This is a genomic window from Qipengyuania pacifica (assembly GCF_019857205.1).
In the GTDB taxonomy this organism is placed as follows: domain Bacteria; phylum Pseudomonadota; class Alphaproteobacteria; order Sphingomonadales; family Sphingomonadaceae; genus Qipengyuania; species Qipengyuania pacifica.
The window spans coordinates 51,340-68,215 of sequence record NZ_JAHWXO010000006.1; the positions used below are offsets into that span (position 1 = coordinate 51,340).

A 16,876-nucleotide genomic window follows, 5' to 3' on the forward strand; every position below is an offset into this window, starting at 1 on the left:
TGAATTGCCCTGCGCCTTCGCTACTTGAGGGCAATGGCCGATATGCGCAACATCGTGATCCTGACCGGGGCGGGAATTTCCGCTGAAAGCGGGATCGACACCTTCCGCGACGCAGGGGGGCTCTGGGAACAGCACAAGGTCGAAGACGTCGCGACACCTGAAGCTTTCGAGCGTGATCCGGACCTTGTGCTGCGCTTTTACGATATGCGGCGAGAGGCGATTCAGGCCAAGCAGCCCAATGCGGCGCATGAGGCGCTGGCGAAGCTGGATGCCGCATGGGACGGCGAATTGCTGATCGTCACCCAGAATGTCGACGATCTGCACGAACGGGCCGGCGCGAGCCGTGTGTTGCACATGCACGGTACGCATCTCAATGCATGGTGCACGGCCTGCGATATGCGGACGAAATGGACCGGGCCGATGCTCGACCGGCCGGCCTGCCCCGAATGCGGCGAACGTGCACTGCGCCCCGACGTCGTTTGGTTCGGCGAAATGCCTTACGAGATGGACCGCATCTACGCTTCCTTGCGCAAGGCGGATCTGTTCGTGAGTATCGGCACGTCGGGCGCGGTGTATCCGGCTGCCGGCTTTGTACAGGAAGCGCGCGAAATGCGCGTGCGGACACTCGAACTCAATCTGGAGGCAAGCATGGGTTCGCGCTGGTTCCACGAATCGCGTCATGGCCCTGCCACGCAGCTGGTACCGCAATGGGTCGACGAGGTGCTAGGCGGCTGATCCGCAGGCGCTGCAAGCCGGGTCCTTGGCGATGGCGAAACTGCGCATGCCCGGCTTCAGGCCATCGAGCAGATGGACGCGGCCCCAATCGGCATCGCCCAAGGTGCTGACGCCGTCGAGCACGATGCGGATCGCCTGCATCGCTGCAAAGGTGGCAACCCATCCCGCCATGGCGCCAAGCATGCCGTCCTCGGCGCAAGTGTCGCAGTCTTCTGCATCGAAAGCGTCGCCCACGAAACAACGGTAGCAGGCTTCCCCGGCGAGATGTCCGGCAAAGGCGCCGACCTGCCCCTGGAAGCGCCCGACAGCAGCCGAGAGCAGGGGCACGCGCTCTGCTACGCAGGCGTCGGAAACGGCAAGGCGCGTGGCAAAATTGTCGGTCCCGTCGAGTACGAGGTCCGCCCCGATCACGAGGTCGGGTGCATTGGCTAACGTGATCCGCCGGTCGCTGATCTGCACGTCCAGTTCGGGATCGAAGCCGGTTACCCAACGCTTGGCGATGACGGCCTTGCCATGACCGATGTCGCGTTCGTTGAACAAGGTCTGGCGCTGGAGATTGCTGGCATCGACACGGTCGTCATCGACCAGGGTCAGTTTTCCGATCCCCGCACCGGCGAGATATTGCAAGGCAGGGCTGCCGATACCGCCGAGCCCGACCAGCACGAGATGCTTTTTTGCCAGGGCAATCTGCCCCGCGCCGCCGATTTCCGGCAGGACGATGTGGCGCGCAAAGCGATCGAGGCGTTCCGGTGACAGGCTCACGCGCGTTCGTCCTCGCCCTCGGGCGCACGTTCCTTGCGAAAACCATGCATGCCATGCCACCACTGCATGGCGATCACGGCGCCCTTGGACGGCTGGAGCAGCGCCAGCAGCATGGCGATGGCGAGCGGGATGATGATCGAGACGATCGCCATGGCCGAAAGGGCGAAATCGCTGGCCAGCATGATCAGTATCGGCGCGAGCAAATGGCCTGTCACGAAGATGGAGATGTAAGCCGGAAAATCGTCTGCGCTCTGGACCGAAAGGTCGAGCGCGCAGGCTGCGCAGCGATCATGGGGCTTGAGCCATTTGCGGAAGATCTTCGCCTCCCCGCAGCGCGGACAATCGCCGCGCGCACCGCGGATGAGCACGGCGGCGAAGGAATGCGGCAGGTCGATATGCGCTCGCGGGGCAGGGGAGTCGTGATGCGGCATCCGCAGCCCTTTGGCCTGTCACGCGCAGCCTGTCGACAGGTCTGTGTATGGTCCTGTCGACAGGCGGTGCATGGATTGTGGAAGCGGCCCGAAGAGCTGCAGGGTTTTCCTGTCAGCTTTCCAGCTGTCTCAACAGGCTGCGTACATCGCCATCCATATCGGCATCGCGCTGGCGCAGGTCTTCGATAAGGCGGACGGCATGGATGACGGTGGAATGATCGCGGCCACCGAACTTGCGCCCGATTTCCGGATAGCTGCGCGGCGTCAGAACCTTGGAGAGATACATGGCAACCTGACGCGGACGGACCACGGCGCGCGCACGGCGCTTGCTGCTCATTTCGGACCGGTCGATCCGGTAGAACTGGCACACGGTGCGCTGGATTTCGTCGATCGTGATCCGGCGGCGATTGGCCGAAAGGATATCGGTCAGCTGTTCTTCGGCGAGCTGCAGGGACACTTCCTGCCCCGTCAGCTGCGCATAGGCGATCAGCTTGTTGAGGCCGCCGACCAGTTCGCGCACATTGCGCGTGATCGTCCGGGCCAGGAAATCGAGCACATCTGCCGGCACTTCGAGCGGCGCGAATCGGGTAAGCTTGGATGTGAGGATCTTCTTGCGCAGTTCGATATCGGCTGCCTGGATATCGGCCACCAGCCCCATCGAGAGACGCGAAAGCAGGCGCGGCTCCACACCGTCCAGAGCCTGAGGCGCGCGGTCCGCGGCAAATACCAGCCGCTTGCCTTCGGCCAGCAGCGCATCGATCGTATAGAGCAGTTCTTCCTGCGCGCTGGCCTTCCCGATGATGAACTGGATGTCGTCCACCAGCAGCAGGTCGAAACTGCGCAGGCGGGCCTTGAATTCCAGCATCTGATTGGCTTTCAGCGCCTGGACGAATTCGACCATGAAGCGTTCGGCGCTGCAGTAGAAGATGCGGCTGCGCGGATGAGCCTGCAGGAAGCTGTGGCCGATTGCGTGGAGCAGGTGAGTCTTGCCCTGGCCCGTAGCGGCCTTGAGATAGAGCGGCGAAAACTGCGGCTTCTCGGTGGCGCCCATGCGCTGCGCCGCGTTGAAGGCGAGCACATTCGCTTCGCCGGTGATGAAGGCTGCAAAGGTCAGCGACGGGTCGAGCCCGACCGAGCTGGTGAAACCGGTGTCGCCCAGCGTATCGGCGCCGATTGCCATCATCGAGGTATCCGCGCCGTCGTTCGCCGGACGGCGGCCATCGGAATGCAGGCGCAGATCGGTGACCTGACGGCGACCCGGATGCACCTGGATGCGGACATCGCGCACTTCGCTGCGGGCGATCTTCCATGCCAGGCTCAGGCGGTCGGCAAAGCGATCCTTGACCCAGTTGGCGCTGAATTCGGTGGGCAGGAAAAGGTCGAGCGTGCCCGTATCCTTTTCGATGCCGCCGACCTGGATCGGCTTGATCCACTGGCTGTGAAGCTGGTGTCCCAGATCCTTTCGCAGGCCCTGGCTGATGTCCGCCCAATCCGCCGCCAGGTTTACCGCTTCCAGATCTTCCATGAAATCGTCCTGTGCCTTTTTGGTCGCCCCGGATTTCGCTGCGTCGCGCATTCTCGTACAGTCCCCCGAAGGGCGCCGTGCGGCACCCTTGAATTGATGGTCAGCGAAAGAGGCACAGTTTGGCCATGCTCCGGAATCGGTGCTTCCGGAGGTCTCCCTCACTTTATCGATTTTCTAAGAGCCCGGGCTGTCCCGTCCCGAGCCGATGACCATTGTCTAGGTCGCGGGCCGGATGAGTCGCAAGGGGGATAACTGTAAAAAACCTGAAATATACTTGTTGACTCAGATGTAAGCCGCAGGCCCCCGTTCAAGTCGATGAATTTGCTCGCAATTGCTCGAAATCAGGATGCGAATCGCGGGTTTCTGGTGCTTCTTCCCGAGGCCGCCCGAAAGGTGCGTACCAAAACGAAACGCGAAAACGACAAAAGGGCCGCCGGTTCGACCGGCGGCCCCTTTTGTCTTACCCTGCCGGCGTACCGGCGAGAGCGAATCAGAGCGCGGAAACGCGCTTCGACAGGCGGCTCATCTTGCGAGCAGCGGTGTTCTTGTGGAACACGCCGCGAGCGACACCGCGTGCCAGTTCCGGCTGTGCTGCCTTGAGCGCGGCCTGGGCGTTGTCCTTGTCGCCGCCTTCGATTGCGACTTCCACCTTCTTGAGGAAGTTGCGGATGCGGCTCAGGCGGGCACCGTTGATGTCGGCGCGCTTTTCGTTGCGACGGATGCGCTTCTTGGCTTGCGGCGTATTGGCCATGTTTGTCCTCGTCAGGCCGCACGGCATGCGCGGCGAAATCTCTTTGGGTGCGTGCGAATGGGCGGCACGGGCCGCCGGAAAGCGGCGCACTTAGCGGCGCCCCTGCGAATCGTCAAGCAAATCGTGGTGGCGACCGGAACGCGGTTGCGGAACTGCGTGCATCGGCTCCGGTTGCTCCTATATGTAGGACCTCCGGCAAAAGGACAAGTATGTGAGCGACAAGCCCGACACCAGCGATGCCGAATGGCGCGAAAAGCTGACCCCCGAACAGTACCACGTCCTGCGCGAAGCGGGCACCGAACGCGCGTTCACCGGCAAATACGACAAGCATTACGATGCCGGCGAATATTACTGCGCGGGCTGCGGCCAGAAGCTGTTCGAAAGCGACGACAAATATAACAGCGGCTGCGGCTGGCCCGCCTTCACCGCCCCGGCCGAGGGCGAGGTCGTGGACGAACACCGCGACGTATCCCACGGCATGATCCGCACCGAAGTGACCTGCTCGAACTGCGGCGGCCACCTGGGCCATGTGTTCCCCGACGGCCCGCCCGATCGCGGCGGCATGCGATATTGCATCAATTCGGCTGCGCTGGATTTCGAACCCGACGACTGACGCTTCACCCGCATCCATTCAGGCGGGATTAGACCTCGCCATGCGATGTCCCGATATTTATAGGGCCTCCGACTGGAGCCGGCGACTAACAATGGGTATCTGCATAACCGATGGATAAGAGAGGGAGCCGCCGCAAGAGCGCCGCGCGCAAGGATGGCGCATCGCGCGCAGCAGCGGACGAGCCGCAGAGCCGGATCAAGTTCTGGATGCGCCGCCTTGTCATCTGGGGCGGCGCGCTGGCGGTCCTTGTCGCCCTGTTCGTCGGCCTCGCCGTCGTCTTCGCGGCCCGGTCGATGCCCGGCTATTATCAGCTCAAGGCGACGCAGACGGCGCAGACCATCGTCGTTCGCGCACGCGACGGGACCGAGATCGTTGAACTCGGCCCCAGCTACGGCAAGTGGCTGACTTCCGACGAAATCCCTCAGGTGATGAAGGATGCGATGATCTCGGTCGAGGACCGCAGATATTATTCGCATTTCGGGATCGATCCCTATGGCCTCGTCCGCGCCGTCTATACCGCGGCGACCGGTGACCGGCGCGTGTCGGCAACCTCGACGATTACCCAGCAGCTGGCGCGCAACGTCTTTCTCAACAACAACCGTTCGCTCGATCGCAAGCTGCGCGAAGCTGTGCTCGCCATGGCGCTGGAGGCGAAGTTCTCGAAGGAACAGATCCTCGAGCTTTATCTCAACAAGGTCTATTTCGGCGGCGGCGCCTATGGCGTGGATTCTGCCAGCCGCAAATTCTTCAGCCATCCGGCGACCGAACTCTCCACCGCCGAAGCGGCGATCATCGCCGGGCTGGTCAAGGCGCCCAGCCGTTATTCGCCCACGGCCGATGTGAATGCCGCAGTGGGCCGCGCCAGTGTCGTCCTGCGCCTGATGAAGGAACAGGGCCGCATCCCCGCCGATGCGACCGTCGATCCCAGCGCCGTGAAGCTCAAGGAAGAAGCGGGCCAGAACTCGGTCCGCTATTTCACCGACTGGGCTTTGCCGCAGCTCGATCTTCTGCTGCCCGAAACGTTCGAACCGATCGAGGTGTGGACTACGCTCGATGTGGGGATGCAGCGGGCCGCCACCGCATCGATAAAGTCCAATACGCCCGATGGCGCGCAGGGTGCGCTCGTCAGCATGGACCGTGACGGGGCGGTGCTCGCGCTGATCGGCGGCACCGATTACATCCAGACCAATTACAATCGCGCCACCGATGCCCGTCGCCAGCCGGGCTCGTCGTGGAAGCTGTTCGTCTATCTCGCAGCGCTCGAGGCCGGTTACACGCCCGACGACCGCGTGGTGGATACGCCGGTCAGCATCAACGGGTGGAGCCCGCGCAATTCGTCGGGCCGCAATGTCGGTGAAATCGATCTGCGCACGGCCTTTGCCTATTCGATCAATACGGTCGCCGCGCAGCTCGGCAACGAAGTCGGCTTCGGTACGGTCGCGTCCATGGCGCGGCGCTTCGGGATCACGACCGAAATCAACACCTATCCATCGATGGTGCTTGGCACGAGCGAGGTTCGCCTGATCGACATGACGCGTGCCTTTGCCGCGGTGTCGGCAGGCGGCAATTCGGTCGAACCCTATGGCATCCTTAAAGTGGAAACGACCGATGGCGACCTGCTTTACGAGCACGAGCGCAACACGCGCAGCACGCAGCTGGTACCCGACTATGTCGCTGCCGGAATCACGGACCTGCTGCAGACCGCAGTCGCCACCGGGACCGGCCGCGCCGCCGATATCGGCAGGCCGGTAGCGGGCAAGACGGGTACGACAAGCTCCAACAAGGATGGCTATTTCGTCGGCTTTTCCTCCGGCATCACGACCGGGGTCTGGATGGGCCGGGACGACAATGTGCGCGTGGGCGGATTGCAGGGTGGTACTGCGCCGGCGCGCGCCTTTGCCGCCTATATGCGCTATGCCGTCAAGGATCGCCCGGTGGAACAGTTCGACACCGATCTGCAGCTTCCGGAATGGCAACTCGAACCGGATGACGAGTACATGCTCGGCGATCCGGAAGATTACTATTTTATCGACGAGCAGGGCAATCTGATCGAACCCGGCACGTCGGACACACCGCGCGAAGATCCCTTCGGCGACGAGTTCGACCGGGCACTCGAAGGCGACCGGCCGCGTCAGCCCATACCGGGTCAAAGGCCGCCGCAGCAGTCGCAGCAGCCGCCCCAGCCCCAACAGCCTCCGCGCGGGGTCGATGGCGCGCCTCAGGCGATCGGGGACGACTTCCTCAACGAAGCCACGGGGGCGAGGCGCGACCAGCGCCCATAGCCCCGGCGGCGCCAGCGCCGCCCCGAAGGCTCAATGATTTGGCCCGGGTACGAAAAAGGGCGGCCCCCATTCCGGCGGCCGCCCTTTTCTTGTCCGTGTTGCAGATGCTTCAGCGAAGGCGCACGGCCACATACTGCGGCGGACGGCCGCGGCGTTGCACCCGCAGCAGCAAGGCCTCGCGGTTCTCGCTCTGTGCGGTGCGTACCGCATTCTCCAGGCCTTCCAGCGTGGTAACCGGACGGTAATTCGCCGTCAGGATGATATCGCCGCGCTGCAGGCCCTTGCGGGCTGCGTCCGAATTCTGATCGACACCGGCCACGACGACACCCTGCGTATCGGCATCGACGCCAAGCTGGCGCGCGATCTGACCCGTGAGCGGGAGCACCTGCAGGCCGAGGTTGTCCTCGATCACCGCATTGTCGCCCGGCTCCATCGAATCCTCGTCCTGCGCATCGGGATTGAACTGCTGCTGCTGGCGCAGTTCTTCTTCCGACGGGCGTCGGCCGACGGTCAGATTGACGCGGCGGGTTTCACCGTTGCGGATCAGTTCGACCGGGATGGTCGTGCCGGGCCGGATATTGGCGATGAGGAAGGACAGCGTCTGTTCGGGCGTCACATCCTTGCCGTTGATCTTCGTCACGATGTCGCCAGCCTCGATGCCGGCCTTTTCGGCCGCTTCGCCGGGCTGGACCGACTGGATGAATTCACCGCGCTTCTGTGCAATGCCCAGCGATGCTGCCAGATCGTCTGTCACCGGCTGGATCTGCACACCCAGATAACCGCGTTCGATTTCCACGCCGTCACGCAACTTCTGCACGATAGGCGCGGCGATCTCGGCGGGGATGGCAAAGCCGATGCCCACGCTGCCGCCCGAAGGCGAGAAGATCGCGTTGTTGATGCCGATGACATTGCCCTGCATGTCGAACAGCGGACCGCCCGAATTGCCGCGGTTGATGCTGGCGTCGGTCTGGATGTAGCGGTCGTATGCGCCGCCCTGTCCGGTGACACGCTGGATGGCCGAAATGATGCCGGACGTTACCGTTCCGCCCAGGCCGAAGGGATTGCCGATGGCCACGACCCAGTCGCCCGGCCGCGCCTGACGCGAATCGCCGAACTCGACGAAGGGGAAAGCCTTGCTGCCGCTGATCTTCAGCACCGCGAGATCGGATGATGCATCGGTGCCGACCAGTTCGGCATTATGTTCGGTCCCGTCGGGCATGATGACGGTAATCTCTTCCACCGTCCCGCGCCCCGTCGGGCTGACGACGTGGTTGTTCGTCACGACGTAACCGTCGGCCGAAATGATGAAGCCCGAACCCAGCGACTGGCCTTCGCGGTACTGCGGTTCCTGCTGCGCGCCGCCGCGTTGGCCGAAGAGGCCTTCGAACGGCGTGCCTGCAAAAGGGTTGCCCGAGCTGGTCGGCACTTCGATCCGCTGCCGGGTCGAAATGTTCACCACCGCTGGCTGCAGTTGCGCCGTCAGGTCGGCGAAACTCTCTGGGGCACCGGCGCGCGGGACGACACGGGCCATATGGCTGTCGTCGTTCTGCGCAACCTGGGCTCCAGCCGGAAAACCGGTCGCGAGCGAGATCGCGGCGCCGCCTACCAGCAGCGCACTCGTCACGGAATATGCATATCGCACTGGCTTCACGTCCTTTTCGTCCTCTTCAAATACTTGCACCGACTCTACCGACGGCAGACTTACCGCCTAACGAGCCTGACGTTCCGGCGAACGACTGTGTCGCTGGCCGCTGAATGCCGATTGAACGGCACCGGGATCGTTCGACGAACGATCAACGCCGACCGCGGAACTGCCGCAGATACTCGTTGTCCGGCGACAGGATGATGCTGCTCTCCGACGGATTCTCGCTGTTGGAGAACGTCGCATCGTAGCTCTGCATCGCACGGTAGAAATCGTAGAATTCCGCATCCTGACCGAAGCTTTCGGCATAGATCCGCGCGGCTTCCGCGTCGGCGTCGGCCCGGATGATCCGGGCATCGCGGTCACCCTGCGCCCGGATCGTCCGCGCTTCACGGGCACGGTCCGATTCCATGCGACGGAAGGCCGACTGCAACGGCGCTTCGGGCAGATCGGTACGCATGATCTTCACATCGACCACTTCGGCACCATACTGGCGCGCCTGACGGTCGAGATTGGCGCGGACGTTGGCCAGCGCGCTGCCGCGCTCTGCCGTCAGCATGGCCTGGAAGGTCCGGCGGCCCAGTTCCTGACGCAGGACGGAGTTCAGGATCGGCTGCAGCGCGTTGCGCACGCCGTCCGTCGATCCGGCACGTTCCACCATGCGGACCGGGTCGGTGATGCGGAAACGGGCATAGGCGTTCACCAGCAGACGTTGCTGGTCGGCGGACAGCACTTCCTCGTCGGTCATTTCCAGATCGAGCAGCCGCTTCTCGACGCGGCGAACGCTGTCGATGAACGGTACGCGGAAATAAATGCCCGCATTGGTCGTGCCATTGGGCGTGTTGACCGTGCCGACCGGTTCACCGGTGCGGATGATGACGGCCTGTTCTTCCTCGGGCACGATGTAGGCGCTCATCATGAAGATGACGAGCAGTACGCCCAATGCGATGACCGTGTAGCGGTGGTTCTGCAAAAAGTTGCTCATGTCACTGGCCCTCCGGTGCTGTCACAACGGTGGCAGGTGAACTCTGCTGGGCGCGTCGCCGGATTTCGGGAAGCGGCAGATAGGGCGTCACATTGCCGGTCTCGACGATGGTCTTGTCGGTCTGGCTCAGCACACGCTCCATGGTTTCGTAATAAAGACGTTGGCGGGTGACCTGCGGGGCAAGGCGATACTGCTGGTACACCTTGTCGAAGGCTTCCGCCTCACCTTGCGCCTGTGCCAGAACCTGCTGCGCGTAACCGCGCGCCTGGTTGCGGGCGGCATCGGCATTCTGTTCGGCGACCTGTACGTCGCGGAAGGCATCGACGACCTGCGCGGGCGGGTCGGCCTTTTCGATTTCGACGCCGAGCACGTTGACGCCGGCCCGGTAGCCGTCGAGCGTGCGCTGCATGCGCTCGCGCACATCCAGCTCGATCGCGGCGCGACCCTGGCCAGAGAAGGTTTCGTCCAGCTCGGTTTCGGCAACTGCGGCGCGCATGGCGGCTTCTGCCGCTTCGTTGACCGTGTCGACGGGATCGACAACGCGGAACTTGAAGTCCGACAGGTCCTTGATGTTCCAGCGCACGATATAGCTCAGGTCGACCAGGTTCTGGTCGCCGGTCAGGATCAGCTTGGCCTGATTGTCGTTGCCGGGGATGCGGACGGAACGCACACCTTCGACATCTTCGACTTCGACCGTTTCGATCGGGAAGGGGGCCGAGAAATTGAGACCCGGCTGCATGGCGCGGGTATAATTACCGAGCGTCTTGACCACTGCCTGCTGTTGCGGGCCGACCAGATGCACGCTGGTCGCCAATACACCGATGCCGATGATCGCGATCACGGCGATCGGGAACCAGCTCTTGCCGCCGGGCCGCTGCGGGAAGCGCATGTTCGGCCCGCCGGTGCCACCGCCACCGCCGCCGCGGCGCCGTGGGCCCTCGGGACCGCGGCTCTTGAAGATATCCTCGATATTGGGGCCGCGGCGACCATCGCCGCTGCCACCGCCACTACCGGGTGGCAGCCATGGATTGCGCGGACCCTTCGGCTTGTCGCCGCCTTCAGAACCCGTCGGCTTGCCGCCGTCGCTGTCGCCGTCATCCCCGGAGCCTCCGCCCCAAGGGCTTTTCTTGCCCGCCATTGCCAGGGAAACCCTGTGTCCGAACCCGTCAAAAATTCTCATGCGAACCCTTATAGGTGTGGTTCGGCGGAAAAACAGGGGTTGCCGCGCGCTTTTCGATGCTACAGCAGCCTCGCCCATGAGTTCGACCGACCCGAAATCGCTACTTGCCGCCGGCCTTGCCGAACACGTCACCACGCTTTCCGTCAAGGACGGCAGGGCTATTGCCGTCGTCGACGCTGCCGGACTGAACGAGCATCAACGCGACGAAATCAAACGTTTGATTGACATCCGTTTGCTGGAGTATGACGACATTTCCGACGTCCGCATCGTCATGACTGCGGAGCGCAAGCAGCGCCGCCTGATCGCCATCGGCAGCGGCAAGGGCGGCGTCGGCAAGTCGACCCTGACCGCCAATCTCGCCATCGCGCTGAAGAAAACGGGCCGGGCTGTCGGGCTCGTCGATGCCGATATCTACGGCCCGTCGCAGCCGGTGATCTTTGGGAATCAGGGCGAAAAACCCATCGCGCGCGACAAGAAGCTCGTCCCGATCGAAAGTTCCTTCGGCGTTCCGATGCTGTCCATGGGCCATCTCGTGGAGCCGGGCCGCGCGCTTGCATGGCGCGGGCCGATGGCAGGCAATGCGCTCTCGCAGTTGATCGATGCCCATTGGGGCGATGTCGATACGCTGCTGGTCGATCTGCCCCCCGGCACCGGCGACGTCCAGCTCACCATGCTCCAGCGCTACAAGCCCATGGGCGCCGTCCTCGTCTCGACGCCGCAGGACCTCGCCCTGATCGACGCGGCGCGGGCAGGCCAGTTGTTCGATCAGGCCGGCGTTCCGGTCATCGGGCTGGTGGAAAACATGGCCGGCTACGCCTGCCCGCACTGCGGCGAGGTTTCTGACCCTTTCGGTAAAGGCGGAGTGGAAACGGCGGCGGAACGGCTGGAACTGCCTTTTCTCGGGCGCATCCCACTCGACCTCGCCATTCGGCAGGGAAGCGATCGCGGTACACCGCCGGCCGCAGGCGATGATGCGCTCGCGAAGCCCTTTCACGATATCGCCGCCAAGGTCGACGAATGGATTGGCGCGAAAAGTTAAGTCAGCTCCCCGTGACCCGGCGCGGCCTTATTGCAGGCGCAGCGGCGGGTGGCGGGCTTGCTGTCGCGTGGTGGCTATGGCCGCGTCACTATTCGAGCCCCCTAACGCCCGGACCGGACGAGCGCGAATTCGGCGGCTGGATCACCATCGGCCGCGATGGCGTGGTGACGGTAGCCGTTCCCCAATTGGAGATGGGGCAGGGGGTCACAACCCTGCTTGCGCAGGTCGTGGCCGTCGAGCTTGGCGCGGACTGGCGACAGATTGCCGTCGAGCCCGCGCCGCCTTCCGGCCTTTATGCGAATGTTCCTCTCGCTGCGAAATGGGCGCCGCTCTGGTCTAATCTGCCTAGTCTTGCCGATGATCCTGGCAGTCGGCTGGCGGAGAACTTCGCTCGCAGCAACGCCTTCATCGCCACGGCAGATGGCACTAGTTTGGCAGGATACGAGCCACCCCTGCGCGAAGCTGCCGCCACCGCACGGTCCCTGCTCGCCATGGCAGCGGCAGCGCGATGGAATGTCGACTGGGAGGAATGCGAAGTTGTTGGCGGCCTCGTTCGCCATGGCGAACAGCAATTTGCATTCGGCGATCTGGTGGTCGATGCAGCGCAATTCGATCCGCCCGAACCGCCCCCGGTGAAGGTCGAACGCGCCGCCGAAGATCCCTCGCCTGCCGAAGCCGAACTTGCCCCGGCTTTCCCCCGCCTCGACCTTCCTGCAAAGGTCGATGGCAGTTTCCTTTTCGCAGGCGACATCCGGTTGCCGGGAATGGTCTATGCATCGATCAGGCATGGCCCTCTCGGTGCATCGCACCTGCTGCGGTTCGACACCGAGGCGGTTACCGGCATGTCGGGTATCGTCGCCGTGGTGAAGTCGCAGAAATACCTCGCAGTAGCAGCCGAGAGCTGGTGGATCGCCGAGCAGGCGTTACGCAAAATCCGGCCCGTCTTCGGCGGGGATGGCGCTGTAGAAAGCGACGCCGCGATGGAAGCGCTGGAGGCCGCGCATGGTGCCGTCGATGCACAGCGTACCATCAATGTGGGCGACGCCGACGATCTGCTGGCTCGTCCCGATTATGCGGAAACCTACACGGTCGCTCCGGCAGTGCATGCTGCCATCGAGACGGCCAGCGCCACCGCGCGTTTCGACGGCAACACGCTCGAATTATGGATTGCCGCACAGGCACCGGAAATGACGCGCCGGGCGGCGGGAAAGGCGATCGGACTGTCACCGCAAGATGTCGTTCTCTATCCCACGGCGGCGGGGGGAAGCTTCGATGCCCGCCTCGAGAGGCGGCATGCCATCGAAGTCGCGCAGATCGCCAAAGAGGTTGGCCGACCAGTGCAACTGACATGGCCTCGCGTGCAGGAGTTTCAGTCGGTGCCGGTCCGCACCCCGGTCAGTGCGCGCATGGAGGCCGCATTCGTGCCTGCCAGCGGTGGGCGCATAGCCGCATGGCGCGCACGCCTTGCCATGCCCGCCACCGCTCGCGAATTCGGCAGACGGCTGTTCGACAACAAGACCGCCGAAGCTGCAATGAAACACTCCGAGGGGGAAGCTGACGTGCTGGCCTGTGAAGGCGCCGTTCCGCCCTATGCGATCGATAACGTGGCCATCGATCATCTGCCCGTTTCATTGCCGTTTCCAACGGGGCGGCTGCGCGGCAATGCGCCGGCCTACACGGCGTTCTTTACCGAATGCTTTATCGATGAACTGGCAGAACGCGCAGGGCGCGATCCATTCCTTTATCGCATGGAGATGCTGGGCCGCATGCCGCGCATGGCCGATTGCCTGCGCCGGGCAACCCGGCTTGCCGGGTGGGACGGCGGCAGGCGCGGCACCGGTCAGGGGCTGGCCATGGTCCGGATGGGCTCTCCCGACAGCGGCGGGCGTATTGCCTGCGTGGCGCAGGCTGCATTGGGCGAGGGCGGGGTCCGTGTCACGAAACTGCATGCGGCCGTCGATATCGGACGGATCGTCAATCATGACATCGCCCGGCAGCAGATCGAAGGCGGATTGATTTTCGGGTTATCCTTCGCGACCGGGTCCAGCATCGCGTATGAAGACGGTAAACCTGTGCCCAACCGTCTGTCGGGACTGTCGCTTCCGACGCTGGCGGATTGTCCGGACATCGTAGTCGAGTTCATTACGAGCGATGCACCGTCGTTCGATCCTGGTGAACTCGGCGTGGCGGTTGCCCCGCCTGCAATTGCGAATGCCCTTTACTCTGCGACCGGAGTCCGCTTTCGCCGTCTGCCACTGCTTTCGGAGGGCATATGACCTGGCGTGATCAACAGCTTCCAGCCGACCATCCGCAGGTAAAATCCGGGGCGATCGGCGTTCTTCTCGTCAATCTTGGTACGCCGGATGCGGCAGAGCCTGGGGCGGTCAAACGCTATCTCGCGGAGTTCCTTTCCGACAGAAGGGTGGTGGAGATACCGCCCATTGCCTGGCAGCCCATTCTGCGCGGCATCATCCTCAATACACGGCCCAAGAAAAGTGCGCACGCGTACCGCCAGGTCTGGACCGACGCTGGGTCACCATTGGCGGTCATTACGCGTCAGCAGGCCGAGGCTATGCAAGCAAGGTTGGGGGATGAAGCGCACGTCGACTGGGCCATGCGGTATGGATCACCCTCCATTCCGGACCGTTTGCAGGCTCTCAAGAATTCCGGTTGCGAGCGAATTCTGCTCGCGCCGCTTTACCCGCAATATTCCGGGGCAACGACAGCCACTGTTGTGGACAAGGCTGCGGATTGCCTGCGGACAATGCGTTGGCAACCAGCGCTGCGCACTCTGCCACCCTATCACGACGATCCCGCCTATATCGATGCGCTGGCATCCGACTTGGCGAAGCAGCTCGATGCGCTCGATTTCGAGCCGGAAGTGCTCCTGCTGAGCTTCCACGGCATGCCCGAACGCACACTGCATCTTGGCGACCCGTATCATTGCCATTGCCAGAAGACGTCGCGCCTCCTGCAGGAGAAGCTGCACAGGCCGGGCCTTAATTTCCGAACCACGTTCCAATCGCGTTTCGGCCGCGCGAAATGGCTCGAACCCGCAACGGATACGGTGCTGGCGGAAGAGGCAAAGGCAGGAACGAAGCGGCTGGCCATCGCTGCACCGGGATTTTCTGCCGATTGCCTGGAAACGCTGGAAGAACTGGCAATCCAGGGGCGCGAGCAATTTACCGAGGCCGGCGGCGAGCAGTTTGCTGCCCTATCGTGCCTGAACGCATCCGATCCCGGACTCGCCATGCTGGAGACGCTTTTGCGACGCGAATTGTCGGGGTGGATTAGCGCCTAGGAATTACTTACACTAAGGTAAGTTGTCAGGAGCTACCTATGGCTACGCTTGCCGCTCATCAATCCATCGACGCTGCACCCGCGCATTGGACGCAGGGCAATCCGGATGAGGATACGCTTGCCCACATCCCGGGCGAAAAAGGCTGGCCGCTCGTCGGCAATACCTTCAAAATGCTCGCGGATCCCCATGGCATGGCCAAGGCGATGGTCGCCAAATATGGCCGGGTCTACAAGAACAAGGCCTTTGGCGGCTGGAACGTGGCGTTGATCGGGGCGGACGCCAATGAGCTGGTCCTGTTCGACCGCGAAAAGCTGTTTTCTTCCGAACAGGGGTGGGGCCCCATATTGGATCGGCTGTTCCCTCGTGGGTTGATGCTGATGGATTTCGATCACCACCGGGCCGACCGCCGCGCGCTGTCGATCGCATTCAAGCCGGGACCGATGCGCCACTATGCCGATGCACTCAATCGGGGGATCGGCCGGCAGGTCGAAAAATGGGGCGCGGGAGATATGCGCTTCTATCCCGCGATCAAGGAACTGACGTTGGATCTTGCGGCAGACAGTTTCATCGGCATTTCCTGGGGCCCGGAAGCAGACCGGATCAACCGGGCCTTTGTCGACATGGTGCAAGCCAGCGTGGCGCCCGTACGCAAACCGCTTCCCTTCACGCAGATGAAAAAAGGGGTCGATGGACGGGCGTTCCTCGTCGACTATTTCACGCAGGAAACGCATCGCCGCCGGGCCGAGGGCGGGGGGCAGGATATGTTCAGCCAGTTCGCCACGGCCGAGTATGACGACGGTAGCCTGATGCCTGTCGACGAAGTGGTCGATCACATGAATTTTCTGATGATGGCCGCGCACGACACGATCACGTCGAGCGCGACATCGCTATTGTGGCTGCTCGCCAAGAACCCCGAATGGCAGGAAAAGCTGCGGCAGGAAGTGGAGGCCGTCACCGGTGGTACGGGCACTGACGGGAGACCGCGCGACCTTGCTTACGAGGATCTGGGCAAGCTGGAACTTACCGAAATGGCGTTCAAGGAAGCTTTGCGCTTCGTTCCCCCGGTGCCGTCAATGCCGCGCCGTGCCTTGCGAGAATTCGAGTATGGCGGTTACCGAATTCCTGCCGGGACGCCCGTCGGCATCAATATCCACTGGACGCACCATAGCGAAGAGTACTGGGACGAACCCGAAAAGTTCGATCCGCTTCGCTTTACGCCGGATCAGGTAAAGGCGCGGCACAAGTATGCCTGGGTACCGTTTGGTGGCGGCGCGCATATGTGCCTTGGCCTCCACTTCGCCTACATGCAGGTGAAGATATTGATGGCGCAGCTGCTGCCGCGTTACCGGGTGGAACTGGCCGATGGCGATCCGGAATGGCAGGCCTGGCCAATCCCGAAGCCGAAAGATGGATTGAAGATCAAGCTGACAGCGCTCTGATCAGAAATCGATTGCGATGCCATCCTTGACCCAGTCGCCGTAGCGGGTCGGACTCAGTTCTTCCTCGTCTGTCCCCTTTTTCGGTTCGGGCGGGGGATCGTTGGTCCAGTGCGCGGGCTTTTCGAAACCCTGCGGACGCTTGCTCTCTTGCTTCGTCATGTCCTCTAGATGATGGTGCTGGCGGCATTGCG

15 protein-coding genes are annotated in these 16,876 nt (G+C 63.0%); 7 read left to right on the top strand and 8 right to left on the bottom strand.

All coding sequences use genetic code 11. The annotated features are described in order from the left end of the window. Nucleotides 1–33: 33 nt before the first annotated feature. Complete coding sequence (locus KYK83_RS10945; protein ID WP_196846889.1) at nt 34–735, top strand: NAD-dependent deacylase; 702 nt, start codon at nt 34–36, stop codon at nt 733–735. Here KYK83_RS10945 and KYK83_RS10950 read toward each other — a convergent pair. From KYK83_RS10950 to rpsT, 4 genes are all read right to left on the bottom strand, one after another. Further along, nucleotides 724–1,497, bottom strand: coding sequence for a HesA/MoeB/ThiF family protein (locus KYK83_RS10950; RefSeq protein WP_222828268.1), 774 nt, complete (start codon nt 1,495–1,497; stop codon nt 724–726). The genes KYK83_RS10945 and KYK83_RS10950 overlap by 12 nt on opposite strands. Next, complete coding sequence (locus KYK83_RS10955; RefSeq protein WP_221598064.1) at nt 1,494–1,928, bottom strand: DUF983 domain-containing protein; 435 nt, start codon at nt 1,926–1,928, stop codon at nt 1,494–1,496. The genes KYK83_RS10950 and KYK83_RS10955 overlap by 4 nt, the downstream gene beginning before the upstream one ends. Nucleotides 1,929–2,040: 112 nt before the next feature. Then, nucleotides 2,041–3,504, bottom strand: a complete 1,464-nt coding sequence (gene dnaA, locus KYK83_RS10960) for a chromosomal replication initiator protein DnaA (RefSeq protein ID WP_103022350.1) — start codon at nt 3,502–3,504, stop codon at nt 2,041–2,043. Nucleotides 3,505–3,943: 439 nt separating this feature from the next. Continuing rightward, nucleotides 3,944–4,204: a 30S ribosomal protein S20 gene (gene rpsT / locus KYK83_RS10965; RefSeq protein ID WP_103022351.1), complete on the bottom strand. Its 261-nt coding sequence runs from the start codon at nt 4,202–4,204 to the stop codon at nt 3,944–3,946. A 211-nt stretch (nt 4,205–4,415) separates the two neighbouring features. Here rpsT and msrB point away from each other — a divergent pair, with 211 nt between their 5' ends. Both msrB and KYK83_RS10975 read left to right on the top strand, forming a co-directional pair. Further along, complete coding sequence (gene msrB, locus KYK83_RS10970; RefSeq protein ID WP_222828269.1) at nt 4,416–4,817, top strand: peptide-methionine (R)-S-oxide reductase MsrB; 402 nt, start codon at nt 4,416–4,418, stop codon at nt 4,815–4,817. Nucleotides 4,818–4,927: 110 nt separating this feature from the next. After that, complete coding sequence (locus KYK83_RS10975) at nt 4,928–7,099, top strand: transglycosylase domain-containing protein (protein ID WP_222828270.1); 2,172 nt, start codon at nt 4,928–4,930, stop codon at nt 7,097–7,099. Nucleotides 7,100–7,208: 109 nt separating this feature from the next. Here the strand turns inward: KYK83_RS10975 and KYK83_RS10980 are convergent, their stop codons facing one another. The 3 genes from KYK83_RS10980 to hflK all read right to left on the bottom strand — a co-directional run bounded on the left by KYK83_RS10980 (nt 7,209) and on the right by hflK (nt 10,906). Further along, nucleotides 7,209–8,741 (bottom strand): Do family serine endopeptidase, encoded by a 1,533-nt coding sequence (locus KYK83_RS10980; RefSeq protein ID WP_221598061.1) that lies wholly within the window; start codon nt 8,739–8,741, stop codon nt 7,209–7,211. A 151-nt stretch (nt 8,742–8,892) separates the two neighbouring features. Continuing rightward, the gene (gene hflC / locus KYK83_RS10985; protein WP_103022354.1) at nt 8,893–9,726 is read right to left on the bottom strand and encodes a protease modulator HflC; all 834 of its coding nucleotides are present in this window, start codon (nt 9,724–9,726) and stop codon (nt 8,893–8,895) included. Between the two features lies 1 nt (nt 9,727). Then, the gene (gene hflK / locus KYK83_RS10990) at nt 9,728–10,906 is read right to left on the bottom strand and encodes a protease modulator HflK (protein ID WP_222828271.1); all 1,179 of its coding nucleotides are present in this window, start codon (nt 10,904–10,906) and stop codon (nt 9,728–9,730) included. A 76-nt stretch (nt 10,907–10,982) separates the two neighbouring features. On the opposite strand from hflK, the gene KYK83_RS10995 reads away from it, so the two are divergent. From KYK83_RS10995 to KYK83_RS11010, 4 genes are read left to right on the top strand one after another with little or no spacing between them, the layout of a single operon-like run. Then, nucleotides 10,983–11,945: an Mrp/NBP35 family ATP-binding protein gene (locus tag KYK83_RS10995; protein ID WP_283249947.1), complete on the top strand. Its 963-nt coding sequence runs from the start codon at nt 10,983–10,985 to the stop codon at nt 11,943–11,945. After that, the gene (locus KYK83_RS11000) at nt 11,924–14,221 is read left to right on the top strand and encodes a xanthine dehydrogenase family protein molybdopterin-binding subunit (RefSeq protein ID WP_222828273.1); all 2,298 of its coding nucleotides are present in this window, start codon (nt 11,924–11,926) and stop codon (nt 14,219–14,221) included. The genes KYK83_RS10995 and KYK83_RS11000 overlap by 22 nt, the downstream gene beginning before the upstream one ends. Then, complete coding sequence (hemH, locus tag KYK83_RS11005) at nt 14,218–15,246, top strand: ferrochelatase (protein ID WP_222828274.1); 1,029 nt, start codon at nt 14,218–14,220, stop codon at nt 15,244–15,246. Before KYK83_RS11000 ends, hemH begins: the two co-directional genes overlap by 4 nt. Before the next feature lie 38 nt (nt 15,247–15,284). Continuing rightward, nucleotides 15,285–16,685, top strand: a complete 1,401-nt coding sequence (locus KYK83_RS11010) for a cytochrome P450 (protein ID WP_222828275.1) — start codon at nt 15,285–15,287, stop codon at nt 16,683–16,685. Here the strand turns inward: KYK83_RS11010 and KYK83_RS11015 are convergent, their stop codons facing one another. Then, on the bottom strand, nt 16,686–16,844 hold the full coding sequence (locus tag KYK83_RS11015; RefSeq protein ID WP_103022359.1) for a DUF1674 domain-containing protein: 159 nt from the start codon (nt 16,842–16,844) through the stop codon (nt 16,686–16,688). It lies immediately after the preceding gene. Nucleotides 16,845–16,876 lie beyond the last annotated feature (32 nt).